Genomic DNA, 20,538 nt, shown 5'->3' with positions numbered 1-20,538 from the left:
CAGAAAGCCATTGCCCGAATCAAAAGGCTGCATTATATTTATAGACTGGTTTAAGCAATATGTGTAATATTTAAAATGGAATAAAAACTGCACGATTGCGGTTTTTCATTTTTTAATGGCGAGATTACAATATTTACCGGTATGTTTGGAGGAAACTTTTACAGCAAAAATGAAGTCTTATATAATAGGTCGAAATTAGAAGAAAAACGGAAGGGTTTTAATAATGAGATATGAAAGAAGGCAAAATAAAAAGAAAAAGAAACGCAGATGGAGAAAGTTATTTTTTATCTTGCTATTATTGTCAGCAAGTGTGTTTACCTATTCATTTTTCCTGTATAAAGCCGGCGTATCTCAATCATTGCAAAATGCTGAAACTGAAAAAGTGGAATATGAGTTCAATGGGGAAAAAGATGAGAACGGCTGGACAAATACATTGTTGATCGGCAGTGACAGCCGTGGAGAAGAACATGCACGGGCTGATACAATTATGATTGCCCACTACAATATGGAAAAAGGAAAATATAAACTGACATCTATCATGAGGGATACGTATGTTGATATTCCGGGATATGGGAAAGATAAAATTAATGCAGCTTTTGCCTATGGGGGACCTGAACTCCTCAGGAAAACGATTAAAGAAAATTTTGGCATCGATCTGCAATATTATTCGATTGTTGATTTTGAAGGTTTTGTCCAATTGATTGATGAAGCGTTCCCTGAAGGGATTGAAGTAAATGTTGAAAAAAGAATGTCCGAGAATATTGGGGTAACACTTGAACCGGGTGTCCAAAAACTAGACGGCAAGCATTTGCTTGGTTATGTAAGATTCCGCCATGATGCAGTGGGAGATTTTGGGCGCGTTAAACGCCAGCAAAAGGTAATAAAAAGCGTAGCAAGGGAATTAACAAGTCTAGAAACGATTCCGAAACTGCCGAAATTAGTCGGTGTTGTGACACCTTACATTAATACAAACATGAAGACGATGACAATGCTGTTCATGGGTAAAGACTTTTTAGGAAAAGAGAATCGTGATATCGAAACTCTCCGCATCCCGGTAGACGGATCTTTTGAAAATCAACAAGTGAGCGGTTCAGGATCTGTTTTAGCAATAGACATTGAAAAAAACAGAACCGCATTAAAAGAATTCCTGAACAAATAAACCTGAACAGCCAGAGTTCTTAATTGCAAAAAGAACGTGTAAAATAAGAAAGTAGCGACAATAAACAAATTTTCAGGATTAAGATCGATATTCAGCAAGGAGATTATGAATGGATTTTGATTTAATACGAGAATGGTTCACGCTAGAAAAAATTTTGGAATTAATAAAAGAATATCGCTCTTTTGGACCGATTCCGGGAATATTGCTCCCAATGTTTGAGGCTTTTTTTCCTTTTCTTCCCTTATTTTTGTTTGTCATGGCAAATGCAAATGCATTCGGATTATGGTTCGGGTTTTTATTTTCATGGATTGGTGCTGTTGGAGGAGCATTGCTTGTTTTTTTGCTCGTACGTAAATATGGCCAGCAGAAGATGCTCCGTTTCCTGAGAAAGCATTCCTATGTGAAAAAGCTGATGAGCTGGGTTGAGCGTCATGGGTTTGGCCCGCTTTTCCTGATGCTTTGTTTTCCGTTTACGCCTTCAGCTATAGTCAACATCGTGGCAGGGCTGTCAAAAGTAAGTATTGCACAATATTTGCTGGCAGTCATTACGGGCAAAATGGTGATGATTTTTACGATTAGTTTTATAGGTTATGACATCCGCGCGTTGTTCCAACAGCCGATTAGAACGGCTATTGTTATGATCGTTATTTTTATTCTTTGGTATGTGGGCAAAAGAATTGAACTAAAAATGAATATGAGCGTTGAAAAAGATAGAACATAATGAAAAAACGTACGGGCAAAAAGCATGGAGGAGATGAAATGAAAGAAGAAATAAAAAAAGAAGGTTTTGAATGGTTGAAAGCTTTTGCTATCGGAATGATTATATTTGCTTTTATTCGTACTTTTTTCTTTTCAAATTATATTGTTGAAGGTGAATCAATGATGCCGACTCTTGAAGACGGCAACAAACTGGTGGTAAATAAGATCGGTTACCAGTTAGGTGAGTTGCAACGGTTTGATGTCATCGTGTTCCATGCAAATAAGAAAGAAGATTTTGTTAAAAGAATTATCGGCCTCCCTGGAGATAAGGTCGAATACCGCAATGATCAATTATTTGTCAATGACAAAAAAATTGATGAGCCATATTTAGATATTTACCGGAAGCAAATACCCGGTGGAAGATTGACTGGCGATTTTACATTGGAAGAAATTACAGGAGAAGAAAAGGTTCCTCAGGGCAAGCTTTTTGTCCTTGGAGATAACCGCCTTGGCAGCTGGGACAGCCGCCAATTTGGATTTATTTCGATCGATCAGGTTGTCGGAAAAGTGAATTTAAGATATTGGCCGTTAAACGAATTTGATGTTTCTTTTTAATGAGAGGGTCTGCCGCAGTTTTAAAAACTGTGGTATTTTTTTGCTTCCGCAATTTCCAAAATTATGTGCTGATTTTCCAAGATTATATAAAATTTTTCCAAAATTATTCTCATTTTTTCCAAAATTATTCTCGTTTTTTGCAAAATTACTCGTTATTTTTCCAAGATTATGATACAATGCACACTTTTCAAGTTTGGCCGAAGCCTATACAATAAATTAATTGCCTTCTGTGCTATTATTAGAAGAGAAAAAAGTCCGTGTTTAAGAGGGGGAAAGGGAATGCCTGTAAGACTCATAACAGGGAGATCAGGAAGCGGCAAGACTGAATATTGTTTAAAGGAAATAAGGGAGAAGCTGCTTGAAGATCCGGATGGAAATCCGATCATTTATCTCGTTCCGGAGCAAATGACATTTTTATCTGAATACAAACTTGTCACTACCCCTAATCTTGGCGGCATGATTCGTGCCCAGGTGTTCAGTTTTACCCGTTTGGCCTGGAGAGTCCTTCAGGAAACAGGCGGTATCAGCCGCTATCATCTTAACAGTGTTGGGATCAACATGCTCATTAGAAAAATAATTGAAGATCAGAAGGATGAGCTGAAAATCTTCCAACGGGCTGCTGATAAATCCGGATTTATCCAGCAAATGGAACAAATGTTGACGGAATTTAAACGTTATTGTGTAACCCCGGGAGAACTATCGGAGAAACAATCAGCGTTTTGGCCGGACGGGGAGCAAAATCAACAAGATCTGAAGGATAAGCTCAACGATCTTGCATTAATTTACAGCCGGTTTGAGGATGAACTGTTTGGAAAATATGTGGATTCCGAGGATTACCTAAGGCTTCTTTCGGAAAAAATCGCTGCATCCAAGTATTTGAAAGAAGCAGAAATTTATATAGACGGTTTTTTCACATACACCCCGCAGGAGTATATGGTTATTGAAAAATTAATGAAGCATTGCAAGCGGGTTACTATTACTTTAACGAGTGATAAATTGTATAAAGAGAACGCACCTGACGAGCTTCATCTTTTCAGATTGTCCGGTGAAACATGTCAGACGATTTATGAAATCATCAAAACAAACGGGATCGAATTAGAAAACGAAATTCATCTTCCGGAGCAGCTGAGATGGACAAATGATTCATTGCAACATTTAGAATCGGAATTTGACACAAGGCCTGCCGTACTTTATGAAGGCACACCCGAGATTTCAATTTGCCAGGCAGTTAACAGGAGGGCGGAAATTGAAGGCGTTGCCAGGAAGATCAAGTATTTAGTAAGGGAAAAAGGATACCGGTTCCGGGATATCGCTTTGTTAGTAAGGAATGGCAGCGATTATCATGATATTTTAGAGACAATTTTTGATGACCATGAAATTCCATATTTTATTGATCAGAAACGAACCATGTTGAACCATCCGCTTATTGAGTTAATCCGTTCCAGTTTAGAGGTCATTAACAGCCATTGGCGTTATGAACCGCTATTTCGCGCCATAAAAACAGAGCTCTTGTTTCCCGTGAAATCAAATGTTCTTAAATTGCGCCAGCAAATGGACAAGCTTGAAAATTATGTTCTCGCTTACGGAATCCAGGGCGACAAATGGACGAAAAAAGAACGTTGGATTTACCGTAGGATAAGAGGTCTTGAATTTGAATCAGTTGCAAAGACAGATGCAGAACAGAACATCGAACAGGAGTTGAATGAGCTTAGAGCGATGATAACGGCCCCGCTTCTCCGGATGTCCCGTCGTCTTAAAAAAGCTGGTACGGGAAGAGATTTATGCGAGGCAGTCTATTTATTTTTGGAAGAATTAGATATTCCAGCAAAACTCGAACAATGGAAGCTTGCTGCTGAAGAAAATGGCGAGCTTGTAAAAGCGCGGGAGCATGATCAAGCCTGGAATGCCGTTATGGAGCTTTTGGACCAGTTTGTTGAAATGCTCGGAGAGGAAAAAATAACGCTCAATCAATTTGCATCCATTCTTGATGCCGGGATGGAGTCATTGAGATTTTCTCTTGTTCCTCCTGCAATCGACCAGGTTTTAGTTGCAGATTTGGAGAGATCAAGGCTGTCAGACATTAAAGCAGCTTTTGTCATCGGTTTAAATGAAGGGATTTTTCCAGCAAAAATGGGTGATGAAGGCATTCTGGCCGACGAAGACCGTGAGTTTTTGCTTTCAAAAGGTTTGAAAATTGCACCGGGAAGCCGGACGCGCCTTTTGGACGAAAATTTTCTTGCCTATAAAGCATTTGTTACTCCTTCCGAACACCTTTATGTAAGTTATCCTTTGGCAAATGAAGAAGGAAAAGCCTTAATGCCTTCTTCCTATATTAAGAGACTAACGGATTTGTTTCCTAATGCCCGCATTCATTTCTTTGTTGCCGATCCATCAGAGTTATCGGAAGAAGAGCAGCTTGATTTTATTTCAAATGAAACAACTGCCCTGTCCTATTTAACCGGACAGCTTCAGCTGAAAAAACGCAATTATCCGGTTTATGACTTATGGTGGGATGTTTATAACTATTATATGAATAGTGACAGATTAAGGCCTACTGCAGTTAAATCCTTATCTGGTTTATTCTATGTAAACCGTGCTAAAAAGCTGTCGGAGCAGGTTAGTAAACAATTGTACGGAGACCATATTCAAGCTAGCGTCTCAAGGATGGAACTCTTTCACAGCTGTCCATTCTCCCACTTTACCCGACATGGATTAAGACTCTCGGACCGGCAAGTGTTCCGGCTTGAAGCTCCTGATATCGGTGAATTATTCCATGGTGCATTAAAATATATCGCAGAAACGGTAGCGCAAAAGAATTTGTCCTGGGCAAACATGACAAAGGATCAATGTGAAATTCTTGCGAAAGAAGCAGTTGAAAAACTGGCTCCAAAATTGCAAAATGAAATCCTGTTGAGTACGAAACGCCATCAATATATTAAAAGAAAATTAGAAAAAATTATCAGCAGAGCTTCGTATGTATTAAGCGAACACGCCAAGGCAAGCGGTTTTTACCCGATCGGCTTGGAAGTGGCTTTTGGTCCGAAGGAAAAACTGCCGCCCCTTTCTTTTTCTTTGAAAAATGGAACAAAAATGGAATTGGCCGGCCGGATCGACCGTGTTGATAAAGCAGAGGACACGAGCGGCGTATTTTTAAGAGTGATAGATTACAAGTCGAGCGAAAAAGATTTAAATATCGGGGAAGTTTACTACGGTCTGGCATTGCAAATGCTTACGTACCTTGATATTATCATTACCCATTCGGACAATTTAATCGGCACAAAAGCAGACCCTGCGGGAGTCTTATATTTTCATGTTCATAATCCGATTATACATTCTTCAAAAGTGTTGACACTCGATGAAATTGAAAAAGAGATTATGAAAAGTTTTCGAATGAAAGGACTTCTCCTCGGAGAGCAAAATGTGATCCAATTAATGGACAAGACGCTCGAAACGGGAGATTCGCAAGTCATTTCCGCCGGAATGAAAAAGGACGGAACATTGTCAAAACGTTCAAAAGTGGCGACAAGAGAAGAGTTCGAAGCATTAAGGCGTTATGTCCGGAAATTGTATGAGAAAACAGGAAATGCCATTACAGAGGGAGTTGTCGACCTTTCCCCTTATAAAATGAAGAACAAAACTCCTTGTACGTTTTGTCCGTATAAAGCGGTGTGCCAGTTCGATCAATCGCTGGAAAGCAATGAGTTTCGCATTTTAACGCCGTATAAAAAAGATGACTTTTTGAATTTAATCCGAAAGGAGGTAGATGATCTTGACAAATTCGATAATGATTCCTCCGAAGCCTGAAAATGTAAACTGGACCGATGACCAATGGAAAGCAATTATGGCAAACGGCGGGGATATCCTTGTCGCGGCAGCTGCCGGTTCGGGAAAAACGGCCGTTCTCGTTGAGAGAATTATTCGAAAAATTACTTCCTTACATAATCCGATTGATGTTGATCAGCTGCTTGTTGTTACGTTTACGAATGCTTCAGCTGCTGAAATGAGACATCGAATTGGTGAAGCATTAGAAAAAGAGATTAATAAAAATCCGATGTCTGCGCATTTGCGAAAACAATTAAGTCTTTTGAATAAAGCGTCGATTTCTACGCTCCATTCATTTTGCTTGGAAGTAATAAGAAAGTACTACTATTTAATTGATATTGATCCAGGGTTTCGAATTGCCGATGAGACGGAAGCCCAGCTCCTGCGTGATGAGGTTTTGGATGAATTATTTGAAGAAGAGTACGGAAAAAGTGATAATGAAGCATTCTTTTCACTTGTTGACACATTTACGAATGACCGGAGCGATGAAGCCCTGCAAGATATTATCAGGGAACTTTATGATTTTGCCCGATCCAATCCTTCTCCTGACCGCTATTTGCAATCGATTATCGAAATGTATGATGTGGATGAGAATGGGAAACTGGAAGATCTTCCGTTTATGGATGCTCTTTTGTATGACATCGAGCTGCAGCTTGAAGGGGCAAAACAAATGCTTCTTGAAGGGATGGAACTGACGAAGCTTCCCGGCGGACCGGCACCAAGAGCAGAAAATTTTATAGATGACTTGCATATTGTTGAAACTCTCATCAGTGCAAAAAAAGATTCATGGTCAACTTTGTATAGCGCCATGCAAACATTGACTTTTTCACGTGCTAAAACAATCCGGGGAGACGAATATGATAAGCACTTGGTCGAAAAAGCCCAAAAATTAAGAGAGCGGGCAAAAAATGTATTGCTGGAATTGCAGTCCGAACTTTTCTCGAGAAGACCTGAATCGTTTTTAAAAGATATGCGCGAAATGAAAGGGCATATTGAAACGCTTATTTCTCTTGTGAAATCTTTTTCCGAACGATTTGAACAAGTCAAAAAAGAAAAGGGATTAGTTGATTTTGCCGATTTAGAGCATTATTGTCTTGATATTCTTACCGAAAGCATTGATGTAGACGGCAGAAGAATTCCTTCCGAAGCTGCGCTTTTTTACCGCCGCCATTTCAAAGAGGTTCTCGTCGATGAGTACCAAGATACAAACATGGTGCAGGAAGCAATTTTGCAGCTTGTCACGAAAGATGAAAAAGAGACGGGAAATCTCTTTATGGTAGGGGACGTCAAGCAATCGATCTACCGGTTCCGGCTGGCAGAGCCAAATTTATTTTTAAGCAAGTACAACCGTTTTACGCCGACTGGTGTGAATTCAGGCTTACGAATTGATTTAGCACGGAATTTCAGAAGCAGGAAAGAAGTGCTTGACGGAACGAATTTTCTGTTTAAGCAGCTAATGGGGGTAAAGGTTGGAGAAATCGAATACGATGAAGCAGCAGAGTTAAAAAAAGGAGCTCCGTATCCGGAAGAACCCCCAATCCCTGTTTCCGTCATCTTGATCGACCAGGCCGGAGATGAATCTGAAAGGGATGCAGAAGAATTGCCTGAAGAAGACAAAACAGGAGATTTCAGCCAAGAGGAATTGCAGCAGTCCCAGCTGGAAGCAAGGATAATGGCAAAAAAAATTAAAGAGCTCATTGAATGCCGGACCAAAGTATATAACACAAAAACAAAAAGCATAAGGCCTATTACTTATAGAGACATTGTGATTCTTCTCAGGTCCATGACTTGGGCTCCGGAGATCATGGAAGAGTTCAAACAGCAGGGCATACCAGTTTATGCAAACTTATCTACAGGATATTTTGAAGCAACAGAAGTGTCGATTATGATGTCTTTGTTAAAGGTCATTGACAATCCTTACCAAGACATTCCTCTCGCAGCTGTTTTGCGTTCTCCGATTGTTGGATTAAACGAAGAAGAATTGTCGCGAATACGTATTTCAAATAAGTGGGGATCGTTTTTTGAGGCTGTGATGTCTTTTTGCCGGGCAAAACCGGCAGCTGATCAAGAAGCCCTCTATGAAAAAGTCAGGCTGTTTACAGACCAGCTTCAAAATTGGAGAACAAAAGCACGTCAAGGATCATTATCAGAATTAATCTGGGACTTATTCAGGGAAACGAAATTCTATGATTTTGTCGGCGGGATGCCGGGAGGAAAACAGCGCCAGGCAAATCTTCGAGCACTTTATGACAGGGCACGGCAATATGAATCGACATCATTTAGAGGTTTGTTCCGCTTTCTCCGGTTTATTGAACGGATGATCGACCGGGGCGATGATTTGGGGGCAGCCCGTGCGCTTGGAGAACAAGAGGATGTAGTCAGAATCATGACCATTCACAGCAGTAAAGGCCTTGAGTTCCCGGTTGTTTTTATTGCCGGTTTAGCGCGCAAGTTCAATACAATGGATCTGAAAAAACCATTTATGCTGGATAAGGAATTCGGATTTGCCTCCAGGTATGTCAATGCGGAGAAACGGATATCATATCCAACGATTGCGCAGCTTTCATTTAAGCGGAAAAAGAAGATGGAAATGCTGGCAGAGGAAATGAGAGTGTTATATGTTGCTTTAACCCGTGCGAAAGAGAAGCTGTATTTGATCGGTTCGATAAAAAATGCTGAAAACTCGCTGGATAAATGGCTTTCGTCAGCTGCCGGCGAAAACTGGCTATTACATGATTACAACCGAGCGAATGCAAGCAGTTATTTGGAATGGATCGGCCCAGCGCTTATTAGGCATAGGGATTGTAAAGTATTGCGTGCCGGCGGCAATCAGGAAAATGTAAAACTATTAGACCATCCATCATGCTGGCAGGTGGAAATGATTCATAGTGAAACGGCCCGATCATTGAATGAAGGCAAAATAGAAGAAAGGCAAGAATTGCTGGATAAAGTGGCAGAAGGGAAACCTGTGCCAGTTACTTCTAACCATGCTGAACGGGTAAACGATCAGCTTTCATGGAAATATGAATTCCATCATGCTTCTGTATTCCGGTCCAAGCAATCTGTTTCCGAGATGAAGAGACAATTTGATCTTGCCGGTGAGGAAAGCAGTACGGAGCTGCTTCGGAAAATAAGAAAGCCTCTTTTAAAGCGGCCAAGATTTATGCAGGAAAAAACATTATCACCTTCAGAAAAAGGAACGGCTATGCATATGGTTATGCAGCAGATTGATCTGTCGCTTCCTTTAACGGAAGAATCGATTCTTCATCAGGTGGATGCCATGGTACAAAAAGAGCTCCTTACCGCGGAGCATAGAGAAGGAATCGATCCCGGACTCATTGTGAAATTTTTTAAAAGCGATTTAGGTCAAAGACTTTTACGTGCGGAGAAAGTTATGCGAGAGGTTCCATTCAGTTTATCGCTGCCGGCAAAAGAAACGTATCCAGACTGGACAGTTGGAGATGAAAATGTCATTGTACAAGGTGTAATTGACTGTTTCTTTGAAGAAGAGGAAGGTATTGTACTCCTTGATTATAAAACAGACGGTATTACGGATCGTTACAAAGGGGGATTTGAAGAAGCAAAACCGATTTTGGAATCGAGGTACCGCCTTCAATTAAACCTTTATGCCCGTGCACTTGAACAAATATTAAGAAAGCCTGTTCATGAGCGGTATTTGTTCTTTTTTGATGGCGGGCACTTATTAAAATTTAGAAATCATTAATATAGTAAAACGGCAAGCGACGAGGGTCCTTGCCGTTTTTAAATATATGAGTCTTTATTTTCGTTTATAAGTCTTTATCCTGATTTATGAGCCCTTATTTTAATTTATTAGCCTTCATACTGATTTTTAAGCCTTTATTCTGATATTTGAGCCTTAAATTTCGTTAATGAGCCGTCGATCAAATTTATGAGCTTTCATTCCAATATATTAAAAAGTGGACCAGGGATTAGCCGTGTTTTCTCAACTTTTAATTATTACCTACCGTTGGCTGGTCAATTAAGTTCGTATCAATCACATTTGTAATACTTATTCCGTTAATCGTAATCACAATTCCTCCGGTATTACTCGCTCCGGAACCGGAATGCGATTTAGAATTGCTTTTTGGAGAGATAATGAGAGAGTCGCCAAATTGGACAATTCCTGATCCCCCAATATTAAGAATCTGAACGGGACCGATAAAAGCTGGCATGAAAAACATCCTTTTCTTTACTCTATTGTGAGATTTATTTTAACTTATGTTTTTGTTTATGATTCTGTTCGTTTTCTCTAGGCAAAAGCTGACGGATATGCTTCACTCTCGCTTCCATTGAAATATGTTTACTGTTTCCTACATGGAGAAGAGAAGATGAAGAAATACCGACAATATCGATTTTGCCGACTTTAATAATGGGATGATGGTTAAATGTTTGATAGGTAAATGGTTCCTGAACTGGAGTAATAGGAATAGGCTGGGAGAAAACGGTGTATTCAGAAAAGTTCCCTTCATTGCTATAATAAAATTCAGTTTCCCTATGAACAGCTAATGCTCGGGAAAACCCGTTTATCATATTTGAATCTCCGATTTGCAAAAAAGAGGAAAAGGAAATCGTATTAATGTAAATTTGATCGACAAATGAAGTACGTTGAAACATATTAAGATACATCCGGTGTTAGTGGTACAAATGGTCCAATAATTAATGATTCAGGAGGTGTATCAAATGCAGCTGCCAATTGGATCGTCTGAGCATCTCCGACCATTAATAAGGAGGAGCTGGAAACACCGATCACTCTTATACTGCCAACGCAAATCTCCCGATTGTGAACATGGAAATTCATTCTTTTTTCATCCCTTTCAAATTGTCAGGCAAATTTCTTAAAAAGACAAATACACCATTCTCAATTTCTTTTTTCATCTGCGCAATTATTTTTTCCTTCCAATTTTCTTTCGATTTTTCTTCTGGTGAAATTTGTCTTAAATAAAATTCGATTCGGTTTGGAATTTGTTTTTTAATATCTTCTTTAATAAAATCAATGTATGACCCATCTATATTTACATTTAATTTTTCCTGAGTTTGCTTGATTAAAAGTTCTATCTCTGTTTCCAAGTAATGAAACAAGTTACTTTCGAGTTCCATCACTGTTTGCATATGATCTTCCGGAGAAAATGAAGTGCATACTTGTTGGTTATCGACAGAAAAGTCTTCGATTCCCTGAAGGTCAGAAGGATTTAATCCAATATTTAATGTTCCTTCAAGAGATTCTACTTTTAATTGGTCAAATTTATATTCAATTTTATCCACTCTGATTCCCGGCCTCTCTTTAAGTTCCGCTAATTCATGGTTAATTGCTTCAATTGTTTTTTCCAGCTGGCGGATTTTCCTGTCTTGCGCTTGAATAAACAGGTGCATTTTTTGAATGTATTGATAAAACTCCTGATTCAAACCAATCACCTCGTCTCCATTGAAGACAAATAGAAATACTAATATTTAAATTGGCGATACTAAAGGAACTGCAGGTGCTCCCTGGAGGGGTGCCGTACCGGGAGGCTTTGGTTCCGGAGCCGGACCGTTAAAGCCCCCTGTGTTGTATAAATGCGAAACCGGTTTAATAATTCCTGCACTCCCGATCTGCAAAACAGAAGAATTGCTGATCCCCTCAATTTTTATCAAATTGATATGGATCGATTGCTGTATATAAAAATTCATATTAATCACCCGTTATTTTAAGCGTTAAAGAAATTTCCTTGATCAATAAGATCAGTATCATATGTGTTTGTGGAACTTTGTTGATTGTAAACGTATAAACCGTCTCCGGTATTAAAAGAACCAGCCCCTGCAAAGGTCTTTGCTGATGATATAGGCATCATTTTATAAACATCTCCAATGTTAAAAATAGAACTGCTCCCAATCGAAACCACTTGCACAACCCCGACAATCGCTGGCATGGCCTCCACCCTTTTCATCGTTTCTCTTATATCGTATGTGACAGATAATTGAATGTGATTAAAATGCCCATGATTTCTATTACAACAAGCCCGTTATCACATCTTGAAAAAATGATGTTTGCAGTTGGAAAAACATAACGCACACGGAAAACTGAGAATTTTCTAATTTGAAACCGCTTTATTTTCTTGTGATTTCCCAAAATAATTATAATTGAATGAATGAATCAACATAATATTAGGGGAGCAAAAAATATAACGGGAGGAAGTAGTGAACATTCATGGAAAATAACATGCATGATCGTATGAAGGACACGATGGAGCACAGATATATACCAATGACATCATTTGCAAGTGGTGTCGGACAGGCTGTGATGCCTGATCTTTACTGTTATACGAACCAGATTGTGAATGTGTGCTTTGTCGGCAGTCCTGAAAATCCAAATGATTGGGTTTTAATTGATGCAGGCATGCCTGAATCGGCTAACCGTATTCTCGATGCTGCAAAAGAACGGTTTGGTGAAAACAGTAAACCAAAAGCGATTGTACTTACACACGGTCATTTTGATCATGTCGGAGCCGTTGTCGACTTAGTTGAAAAATGGGATGTTCCGGTATACGCCCATGAGGCAGAAATTCCTTATTTGACCGGAAAATCAAGTTATCCTGAACCTGATGGATCGGTCGAAGGGGGATTAGTAGCAAAAATGTCGCCGCTGTTCCCGAATGAACCGATTAATCTCGGGAGCCGTGTTAAGGCAGTTCCTTCCGACGGGAGTATCCCATATATGCATGGCTGGCGATGGATTCATACACCGGGACATTCTCCCGGACATATTTCCTTGTTCAGAGATGAAGATCGTTCCCTAATTGCCGGTGACGCATTTGTTACGGTGAAACAAGAGTCGCTTTACAAGGTAGTGACGCAAATTCAGGAAATCAGCGGTCCGCCGAGATATTTTACAACCGATTGGGAGGCAGCGAAGGAGTCCGTCAAAAAGCTTGAAGCTTTAAAACCGACAGTTGCAATTACCGGGCACGGAATGCCAATGTCCGGCGGCGAACTTACAAAAGGCCTGGAAAAATTGGCAAGAGACTTTGAACGTATAGCAATTCCGGATTATGGGCGCTATGTTTATCGAAAGCATTGATTTTCGAATAACTCAAAAAAATTTATTAAAACGTGTAAAAAAATGTAACAAGTTAATTTCTTCTTGATTGGAGTGTAAAAAATGAAAGCTGTAACATATCAAGGACCTAAAACCTTAGTAGTAAAGGAAGTTGAAGATGCAAAAATAGAAAAAAAAGATGATGTTATCGTACGAATAACATCTACAGCCATATGCGGGTCAGACCTTCACATCTATCAAGGAAACTTTCCGTTGCCTGAAGGTTATATTATTGGACACGAACCGATGGGGATCGTGGAAGAAGTCGGCCCTGAAGTAACAAAAGTTAAGAAAGGGGACCGTGTTGTTGTCCCGTTTAATGTTGCCTGTGGACATTGCTTTTATTGCGAACATGATATGACGAGCCAATGTGATAATGCCAATGATAATTATGATTCAGGAGGGTATTTTGGTTTTGGAGAAAAGTACGGAAATCATCCGGGAGGCCAGGCGGAATATTTAAAAGTGCCTTTTGGAAATTTCACCCCTTTTGTCATCCCGGAATCGTGTGAACTGGAAGATGAATCCCTTCTCTTTTTATCTGATGTCTTGCCTACTGCCTGGTGGAGTGTAGAAAATGCCGATGTAAAAAAAGGGGATACCGTTATTGTGCTTGGCTGTGGACCTGTCGGTTTAATGGCGCAAAAGTTTGCCTGGATGAAAGGTGCGAAACGTGTAATTGCTGTCGATTACTTAGATTATCGCTTAGACCATGCAAAACGAATGAACAATGTTGAGGTGTTTAATTTTACAAAAAACGATGACATGGGCGAGTATTTGAAGGAAATAACTCAAGGAGGAGCAGACAAGGTAATTGATGCCGTCGGTATGGATGGAAAAAAAACACCCCTTGAATTCGTTGGGCAAAAATTAAAGCTGCAAGGCGGAACCCTAAGTCCTTTAAAGATTGCTGCGAAAGCTGTAAGAAAAAACGGAACGATTCAAATTACCGGTGTATATGGAGGCAACTACAATAATTTTGAATTAGGAGCCTTATGGATAAGAAATGTTACAATTAAAATGGGACAGGCACCGGTTATCCCAATTATGCCGAAGCTATTTGATAAAATTATGAATAAAGAATTTGATCCAAAAGAAATTATAACACACAAAATCCCTCTTAATGATGCAAGCCATGGCTATAAGATTTTCAACGATCATCAAGATAATTGCATCAAGGTTATATTGAAGCCTTAATGGTATAATAGAATTCCTGCATTGAGGACGGGTGTTCCAGAATAGGACGATCCTAATATGCAGGAATTTTTTATATATAAGTACAGAAAAATTTGCGAAATTAATTATAATAACGTAATCATGACAACAATTATACATTTTCTAAAGTCAATCATGTATAATATACTTTACAGATTTTTCTGATAAGGAGACAAACAATGCCGGACGTGAATGATGTAAATTTGAATCAAGAACGGATCCTTTCACTTGATATAATGAGAGGGTTTGCAATTCTCGGAATCTTTTTAGTGAATATGCTTTTTTTTCATTCTCCTATTCTTTATATCGACCCTATGAAATGGTGGAATGATTCTTTCAGCAAAGCAGTCTATACATTTATTGATATTTTTGCACAGGCAAGTTTTTACCCGCTGTTTTCAATGCTTTTTGGATATGGACTAGTCATCTTGATGGACCGGTCACAGCAAAAGAAAGTTAATTTTTATAAGATAGCAGCGAGAAGGCTGTTTTTGCTGTTATTGATTGGAATGATCCACGCTTTTTTTATCTGGCATGGGGATATTTTAATGAATTATGCTGTAATTGGTTTTATTTTTTTATTGTTTTTACAATTATCGGGAAGAAGTTTAACGATCACCGGAATGCTGCTTTATGTGATTCCAAATATTTTCTTAACTTTTATTTTGACGATCGGAATTCAGATTGCACCTGAGGAAGAATGGTATCCATACGATGACCAAGCTGCAGCTGCTTCAATCGAGGTGTACAGCCATGGCAGTTTTACAGAGATAACGGAACAAAGGATAAGGGATTGGTATGAGGCAAATAACCTTGAATCTTTTCTTATTTCGCTTACAGACATCCTTCCATTGTTTATGCTTGGAGCCGGAGCCGCAAAATTAAAGTTGCTGGAAAACCCCAAACGCCACAAAAAAAGGCTTCTTTTCATTATGCTTTCAGCAGGGATTACGGGGATTATGCTTAAAATTTTTCCATACCTATTTGGCAGAAATATTGCAATTGATTATTTTCAAGATATATTTGGCGGCCCTTTATTATCTATTGCTTATGCTCTCATCATTGCCTTTCTGGCCAATCGAAAACGGACCGCTTTGTTTCTTTCGCTTTTAGCAGCAGTAGGGAAAATGTCTTTAAGCAATTACTTATTCCAATCACTTGTTTCTACTTTTATTTTTTATAGCTACGGGCTTGGATATTATGGAAAGGCATCTTTAATGGAAGGCACGATTCTTGCTTTAGCGATTTTCGTTGTTCAAACAGCTGCAAGCTTCATTTGGATGAAGCATTTTTATTATGGACCAATGGAATGGCTATGGCGAAGTTTTACTTATTTATCGCTGCCGAAATGGAAACGATTCTCGCAATAAAAATAATAAATTATTAAAAAGGGGTGGTATCATGAAATTTGTAACAGCTAAAGATAAGGATGGAGTGTTTGTTGGGTTTTTAAATGAAGATAATAACAGCGTGCTTCCGCTTGGAAGAGCAGAAGATAAGCGCACAGTTGAAAATTATTTCCCGACGACGATGACAGAATGTATTGCTCACGGAGAGGATTTTATTAAAAAAGTAGAGAATTTGATAGAATGGGCGAGCACAAGCGGGGAAGAAAAAGAATTATATATCCCATTAGAGGCCTTGGAACTGCTTGCGCCAATTCCAAGGCCGGCAAAAAATATCTTTTGTGTAGGCAAAAATTATGCTGAGCATGCTATTGAAATGGGAAGCAAGGACGATATCCCTGAACATATAATGGTGTTTACAAAAGCACCGACAACTGTTATTGGCCATCAAGAAAAAGTCCATAGCCATCAAAAAGTGACAAAAGAGCTTGATTATGAAGGAGAACTCGCTGTTGTCATCGGAAAAGCCGGAAAGGCAATAAAGAAAGAAGAGGCGCTTGATTACGTGTTCGGCTATACAATCATCAATGATATTACGGCAAGAGATCTTCAAAGCCGCCACCAACAGTTTTTTATCGGAAAAAGCCTTGATACAACTTGTCCAATGGGACCTTGGATTGTCCATAAATCAGAAATTGAAAATCCTAATCAATTAAATATTCAAACAAAAGTGAATGGGGAAATAAGACAAAACTCAAATACGAAACACTTTATTTTCCCAGTGGAGGAAATTATTTCAGTTCTTTCTGCAGGAATGACGCTTGAACCGGGTGACATTATTGCGACGGGAACACCTGCAGGGGTAGGGAAAGGTTTTAAGCCTCCAAGGTTTTTAAATCCGGGTGATGTTATTGAGATCACTATTGAAAAAATCGGAACATTAAGGAACCAAATTGCCGACGAATATTGAATGGAAATTCACTTTATATTTTTAGGCTTTTACATGACAATATGATATGATGAAAACGAATTATACATAAGGAGGCTATGCCGGTGACACACGCCCATATTACTGCCTGGTTTTTAGCAATTGTCTTATTTTTTATTGCGCTGGGCCTTCATAAAAGCGGAAAAGCAAAAGGATTTAGAGCAGTACAAATGATTTTAAGAGTATTTTATCTGCTAATTGCAAGTACTGGTGTATGGATGTTAACCAGTATTTCCACAATCAGCTTGCTCTATATCTTGAAGTCTGCAGTCGGGCTATGGGTAATTGCCACGCTTGAATTGATCTTGATTCGGACGGCCAAACAGCAAAAAACTTCAGCTTTATGGATCCAATTTGTAATTGCTTTTTTGCTTGTCCTGTATTTAGGATTTAAGCTGCCTTTAGGATTTTAATTCTTTTAAAAACCTGATAATTTGACATGATTCACAAAAAGCTGCCAATTTGGTGGCTTTTTTTCTATGTTTTTCGTTTAAACAACAATATATTTTATGGTATTTTTATCATAAAAGGTTATAAATTTCTAAAACTACCAATGGTGATCATATGGCCAAGACAATATCCTGTATCTATAAAGATACAATTCAACTCAGGTCTTTTATTGAGGAACATGAATTATACAAGGATCCTAACCTTTTAGTACAGGTTTTTTCAGGCACTTTGAATAAGGAAGTCATTATGGAATTGCAAGTTTTTCTAAGCAAAAAACTTCCGTATGCCACTGTTATCGGCTGTACAACAGATGGGGAAATTCTTGAAGGAAGTATTGTTGAGGAGAAAATTGTATTATCTTTTACAATTTTTGAAAAAACGAAAATAAGATCCTTCCTCCTCCATTATGATTCTTTTGCCGGCAGTTTTGAAATGGGAAAAGAGATTTCATCCAGGGTATCCGCTTTTGATGCGAAGACTGTCATCTTGTTCCCGACAAGTTTTGACATAGATGTGCAGAAAATGCTTGAAGGAATTCGCGACGGATATCCGGAACTTGTTGTTTCCGGAGGTATAGCGGGAGATAACGGCCATTATAATGGAGCTTTTGTTTTTACAGGCAAAGAGATAACAAATAATGGTGTTGCAGCAGTTGCCTTGCAAAGCGAGCATCTTAAGTTCCATACATATTCGAATCATAAATGGCAGGAAATCGGAAAATCATTTACTGTCACGAAAGCAAGGGGAACAACGATTTATTCGATTGATAATAAAAAGCCGCTGCATATTCTCAAACATTACTTGGGAGAAAGTTTTATTAATGAATTGCCTAAATCGGGTGTGGAATTTCCATTTTTGTTAGACAAAAATGGTGAGAAAGTTTCTGTCTTTATTGTTAAGGTATTAAAAAATGGAGCAATTGCCGTTAACAGGAGTGTGAAAGAAGGGGAAAAGCTTACATTCGCATATATAAATGTTGAATCTATCATTGAAAATTCACTGAAAAATATGAGAAGTCTGTCGAAAAAGCCGGTAGAAACCATTTTTGTCTATAATTGTATGGCAAGAAAACGATTGTTCAGGCATTTTTCCGAGGAAGAAATGAGAATGTTGAATGAAATTGCTCCGATAACGGGCTTTTTCTCATACGGTGAAATATTATACAATGGGAAAAATGATCCTCATGTAGTCGGACATTCTCTCACCTATCTGGCCCTGTCAGAAAATGCAAATCAGATTCCGGAAAAACCTTTAACTTTTAAATATGATATTCCTGTTAATATGAAAAACATCGTTAGTTTAACTCATTTGATGCAGGCTTCACAAAAAGATATTCGGAATTTAAACGAGAATTTAAAGGTATCAGAGCAATACTACCGGTCACTTTTTGATAATAATACAGATTTTGTCTATTCAACAGATTTGCAAGGGAATATTACAAGTGTAAATCCTGCTTTTATGAAGACTTTTGGTTTCAGCGAAAATGAAATTATAGGCAAGTCTGCGTTGAAATTCATTAGCCCGGATGACATTCCAAGAGTCAGGATGCATTTTTTCAGGGCATTAAGAGGAAGGGAACAATACTATAATATTGAAATCCGGAATAAATCGGGCGAAGTGTCTTTGTTTCAAATTAAGAACATCCCCATTACGGTTAATGGAGAAACGGCAGGGATATATGGCATTGGCCGAAATATTACCCAACAAAAAATAAATGAAGAAAAAATTACGCAGCTTGCCTATTTTGATCATGATACCGGATTGCCAAACAGGATGAGATTTACTGAAAAGTTGGAAGAACTTCTTTTAAGGGCGAAAAAGAAAAAGAGGAAATTTGCAGTCCTCTTTATAGATATTGACCGCTTTAAAATTATTAATGACAGCCTAGGCCATTATGCAGGTGATATAATTCTTAAAGAGCTGGCGGAAAGAATTCAAGAGGCTCTTCCAAGCGGTTCGTTATTAGGGCGTTTTAGCGGTGACAAATTTTCATTGGTTCTAACAAAGCAAGTGTCGGTTGAAGAAGTCATGAAAACGGGAACACAGATTTTGCAAAACATTTCAAAGCCGATATTTATGAATAATCAAGAGTTTTTTTTAACAGCAAGTATAGGGGTCAGCTGGTATCCAGGAGACGGCCTTGATGAACATACTCTCCTAAAAAATGCTGACATTGCAATGAATCGTTCGAAAAATAACGGAGGGAACCGGATTACTTTCTTTTCGAATGAAATGAATGATGAAGCATTAATTCGCCTTGAGATGGAGAGTTATTTAAGAAAGGCATTGAAAAAGAATGAATTTTTCCTTTATTACCAGCCATTGATTAATTTGCATTCAGGAGAAATTTACGGAAGCGAGGCTTTAATTCGATGGGAACATCCTAAGCTCGGTCTTGTATCTCCGGGAGATTTTATTCCGCTCGCTGAAGAAACCGGTTTGATTGAAGAAATCGGAAATTGGGTGCTTCGAAAAGCTTGTAAGCAAAATAAGCAATGGCACGATATGGGATTAGGAAAGCTGTCGATATCTGTAAATGTTTCAGCCCATCAATTTCAGCAGACAAACTTCTTATCGGAAGTTAAAAGAGCGATCGAAGAATCAGGTCTTTCACCTGAATATTTAATACTTGAACTGACAGAGAGCGCCATGCTTGAGAATATCGACTACAGCATTTCAGTGATGAAATCTCTGCAGGAACTTGGCGTAAAGGTTTCTATTGATGATTTTGGAACAGGATATTCTTCATTAAGTTATTTGCGGAACTTGCCAATAAATACGTTGAAAATTGATCGCTCTTTCGTTGATAAATTGGATATTGATACAATAGACATTGCGATTGTGAGAGCAATTATTACGATGAGCCAAGGACTTGCGGTGGAAGTAGTTGCGGAAGGCGTTGAGACAAAAGAGCAAATTGAGCTCTTGCGTGAATTAAATTGCCACTATGCACAGGGGTATTTTATTCATAAACCTTTGTCGACAAAAGAGTTTGAAAACGTCTTGAAAAAAACAGCAACAACTTTATATAAATGAATTCGGTTTGCGGGCCAGCCTCAGTTGTCCCTTGCTGCGTTAATGAGGTAAAGGAGATCAAGTTTCAAGACTGCCTTATGGCAGGCTTGTTTTTTTTGTTTAATTTTATATTGAC

Annotated in this window: 17 protein-coding genes; 11 read left to right on the top strand and 6 right to left on the bottom strand. The window is 38.7% G+C overall.

What is annotated here, in order from left to right; all coding sequences use genetic code 11:
* Positions 1–223: 223 nt before the first annotated feature.
* From PB1_RS03025 to addA, 5 genes are all read left to right on the top strand, one after another.
* Positions 224–1,159 carry an LCP family protein gene (locus PB1_RS03025; protein WP_003350687.1) on the top strand — a complete coding sequence of 312 codons (936 nt, stop codon included), beginning with the start codon at positions 224–226 and terminating at the stop codon, positions 1,157–1,159.
* 109 nt (positions 1,160–1,268) lie between these two features.
* Positions 1,269–1,880 carry a TVP38/TMEM64 family protein gene (locus PB1_RS03020; protein WP_003350686.1) on the top strand — a complete coding sequence of 204 codons (612 nt, stop codon included), beginning with the start codon at positions 1,269–1,271 and terminating at the stop codon, positions 1,878–1,880.
* Positions 1,881–1,918: 38 nt separating this feature from the next.
* On the top strand, positions 1,919–2,473 hold the full coding sequence (lepB, locus tag PB1_RS03015) for a signal peptidase I (protein ID WP_003350685.1): 555 nt from the start codon (positions 1,919–1,921) through the stop codon (positions 2,471–2,473).
* 279 nt (positions 2,474–2,752) lie between these two features.
* Positions 2,753–6,277 carry a helicase-exonuclease AddAB subunit AddB gene (gene addB, locus PB1_RS03005; protein ID WP_003350683.1) on the top strand — a complete coding sequence of 1,175 codons (3,525 nt, stop codon included), beginning with the start codon at positions 2,753–2,755 and terminating at the stop codon, positions 6,275–6,277.
* Positions 6,258–10,019: a helicase-exonuclease AddAB subunit AddA gene (gene addA / locus PB1_RS03000; RefSeq protein ID WP_238533091.1), complete on the top strand. Its 3,762-nt coding sequence runs from the start codon at positions 6,258–6,260 to the stop codon at positions 10,017–10,019. The genes addB and addA overlap by 20 nt, the downstream gene beginning before the upstream one ends.
* Positions 10,020–10,266: 247 nt before the next feature.
* On the opposite strand, the gene PB1_RS02995 is transcribed toward addA, so the two are convergent.
* The 6 genes from PB1_RS02995 to PB1_RS02970 are packed head-to-tail and all read right to left on the bottom strand — an operon-like array spanning position 10,267 to position 12,222.
* The gene (locus PB1_RS02995) at positions 10,267–10,488 is read right to left on the bottom strand and encodes a spore germination protein (RefSeq protein ID WP_003350681.1); all 222 of its coding nucleotides are present in this window, start codon (positions 10,486–10,488) and stop codon (positions 10,267–10,269) included.
* Positions 10,489–10,522: 34 nt separating this feature from the next.
* On the bottom strand, positions 10,523–10,930 hold the full coding sequence (locus PB1_RS02990) for a spore germination protein GerPE (protein WP_003350680.1): 408 nt from the start codon (positions 10,928–10,930) through the stop codon (positions 10,523–10,525).
* A gap of 1 nt (position 10,931) precedes the next feature.
* A complete protein-coding gene (locus PB1_RS02985) occupies positions 10,932–11,114 on the bottom strand; it encodes a hypothetical protein (RefSeq protein WP_003350678.1) in 183 nt (60 codons plus the stop codon).
* A complete protein-coding gene (gene gerPC / locus PB1_RS02980) occupies positions 11,111–11,728 on the bottom strand; it encodes a spore germination protein GerPC (RefSeq protein ID WP_238533081.1) in 618 nt (205 codons plus the stop codon). The genes PB1_RS02985 and gerPC overlap by 4 nt, the downstream gene beginning before the upstream one ends.
* A 36-nt stretch (positions 11,729–11,764) precedes the next feature.
* Positions 11,765–11,983: a spore germination protein GerPB gene (locus PB1_RS02975; protein ID WP_003350675.1), complete on the bottom strand. Its 219-nt coding sequence runs from the start codon at positions 11,981–11,983 to the stop codon at positions 11,765–11,767.
* Positions 11,984–12,000: 17 nt separating this feature from the next.
* Positions 12,001–12,222, bottom strand: a complete 222-nt coding sequence (locus PB1_RS02970) for a spore germination protein (RefSeq protein WP_003350674.1) — start codon at positions 12,220–12,222, stop codon at positions 12,001–12,003.
* 290 nt (positions 12,223–12,512) lie between these two features.
* Here PB1_RS02970 and PB1_RS02965 point away from each other — a divergent pair, with 290 nt between their 5' ends.
* From PB1_RS02965 to PB1_RS02940, 6 genes are all read left to right on the top strand, one after another.
* The gene (locus PB1_RS02965; protein ID WP_003350673.1) at positions 12,513–13,370 is read left to right on the top strand and encodes an MBL fold metallo-hydrolase; all 858 of its coding nucleotides are present in this window, start codon (positions 12,513–12,515) and stop codon (positions 13,368–13,370) included.
* Positions 13,371–13,451: 81 nt separating this feature from the next.
* A complete protein-coding gene (locus tag PB1_RS02960; RefSeq protein WP_003350672.1) occupies positions 13,452–14,585 on the top strand; it encodes a zinc-dependent alcohol dehydrogenase in 1,134 nt (377 codons plus the stop codon).
* 197 nt (positions 14,586–14,782) lie between these two features.
* Entirely contained in the window at positions 14,783–15,973 is a 1,191-nt protein-coding gene (locus PB1_RS02955; RefSeq protein WP_003350671.1) for a DUF418 domain-containing protein, read from the top strand.
* Positions 15,974–16,004: 31 nt separating this feature from the next.
* Positions 16,005–16,919, top strand: coding sequence for a fumarylacetoacetate hydrolase family protein (locus PB1_RS02950; protein WP_003350670.1), 915 nt, complete (start codon positions 16,005–16,007; stop codon positions 16,917–16,919).
* Positions 16,920–17,002: 83 nt separating this feature from the next.
* The gene (locus tag PB1_RS02945) at positions 17,003–17,350 is read left to right on the top strand and encodes a YisL family protein (RefSeq protein WP_003350669.1); all 348 of its coding nucleotides are present in this window, start codon (positions 17,003–17,005) and stop codon (positions 17,348–17,350) included.
* A gap of 151 nt (positions 17,351–17,501) precedes the next feature.
* Positions 17,502–20,423, top strand: coding sequence for a bifunctional diguanylate cyclase/phosphodiesterase (locus PB1_RS02940; protein WP_003350667.1), 2,922 nt, complete (start codon positions 17,502–17,504; stop codon positions 20,421–20,423).
* Positions 20,424–20,538: the final 115 nt, after the last annotated feature.

This window comes from Bacillus methanolicus PB1 (genome assembly GCF_000262755.1).
GTDB lineage: Bacteria > Bacillota > Bacilli > Bacillales > Cytobacillaceae > Bacillus_Z > Bacillus_Z methanolicus.
This window is presented reverse-complemented; position numbering and strand designations above follow the sequence as displayed.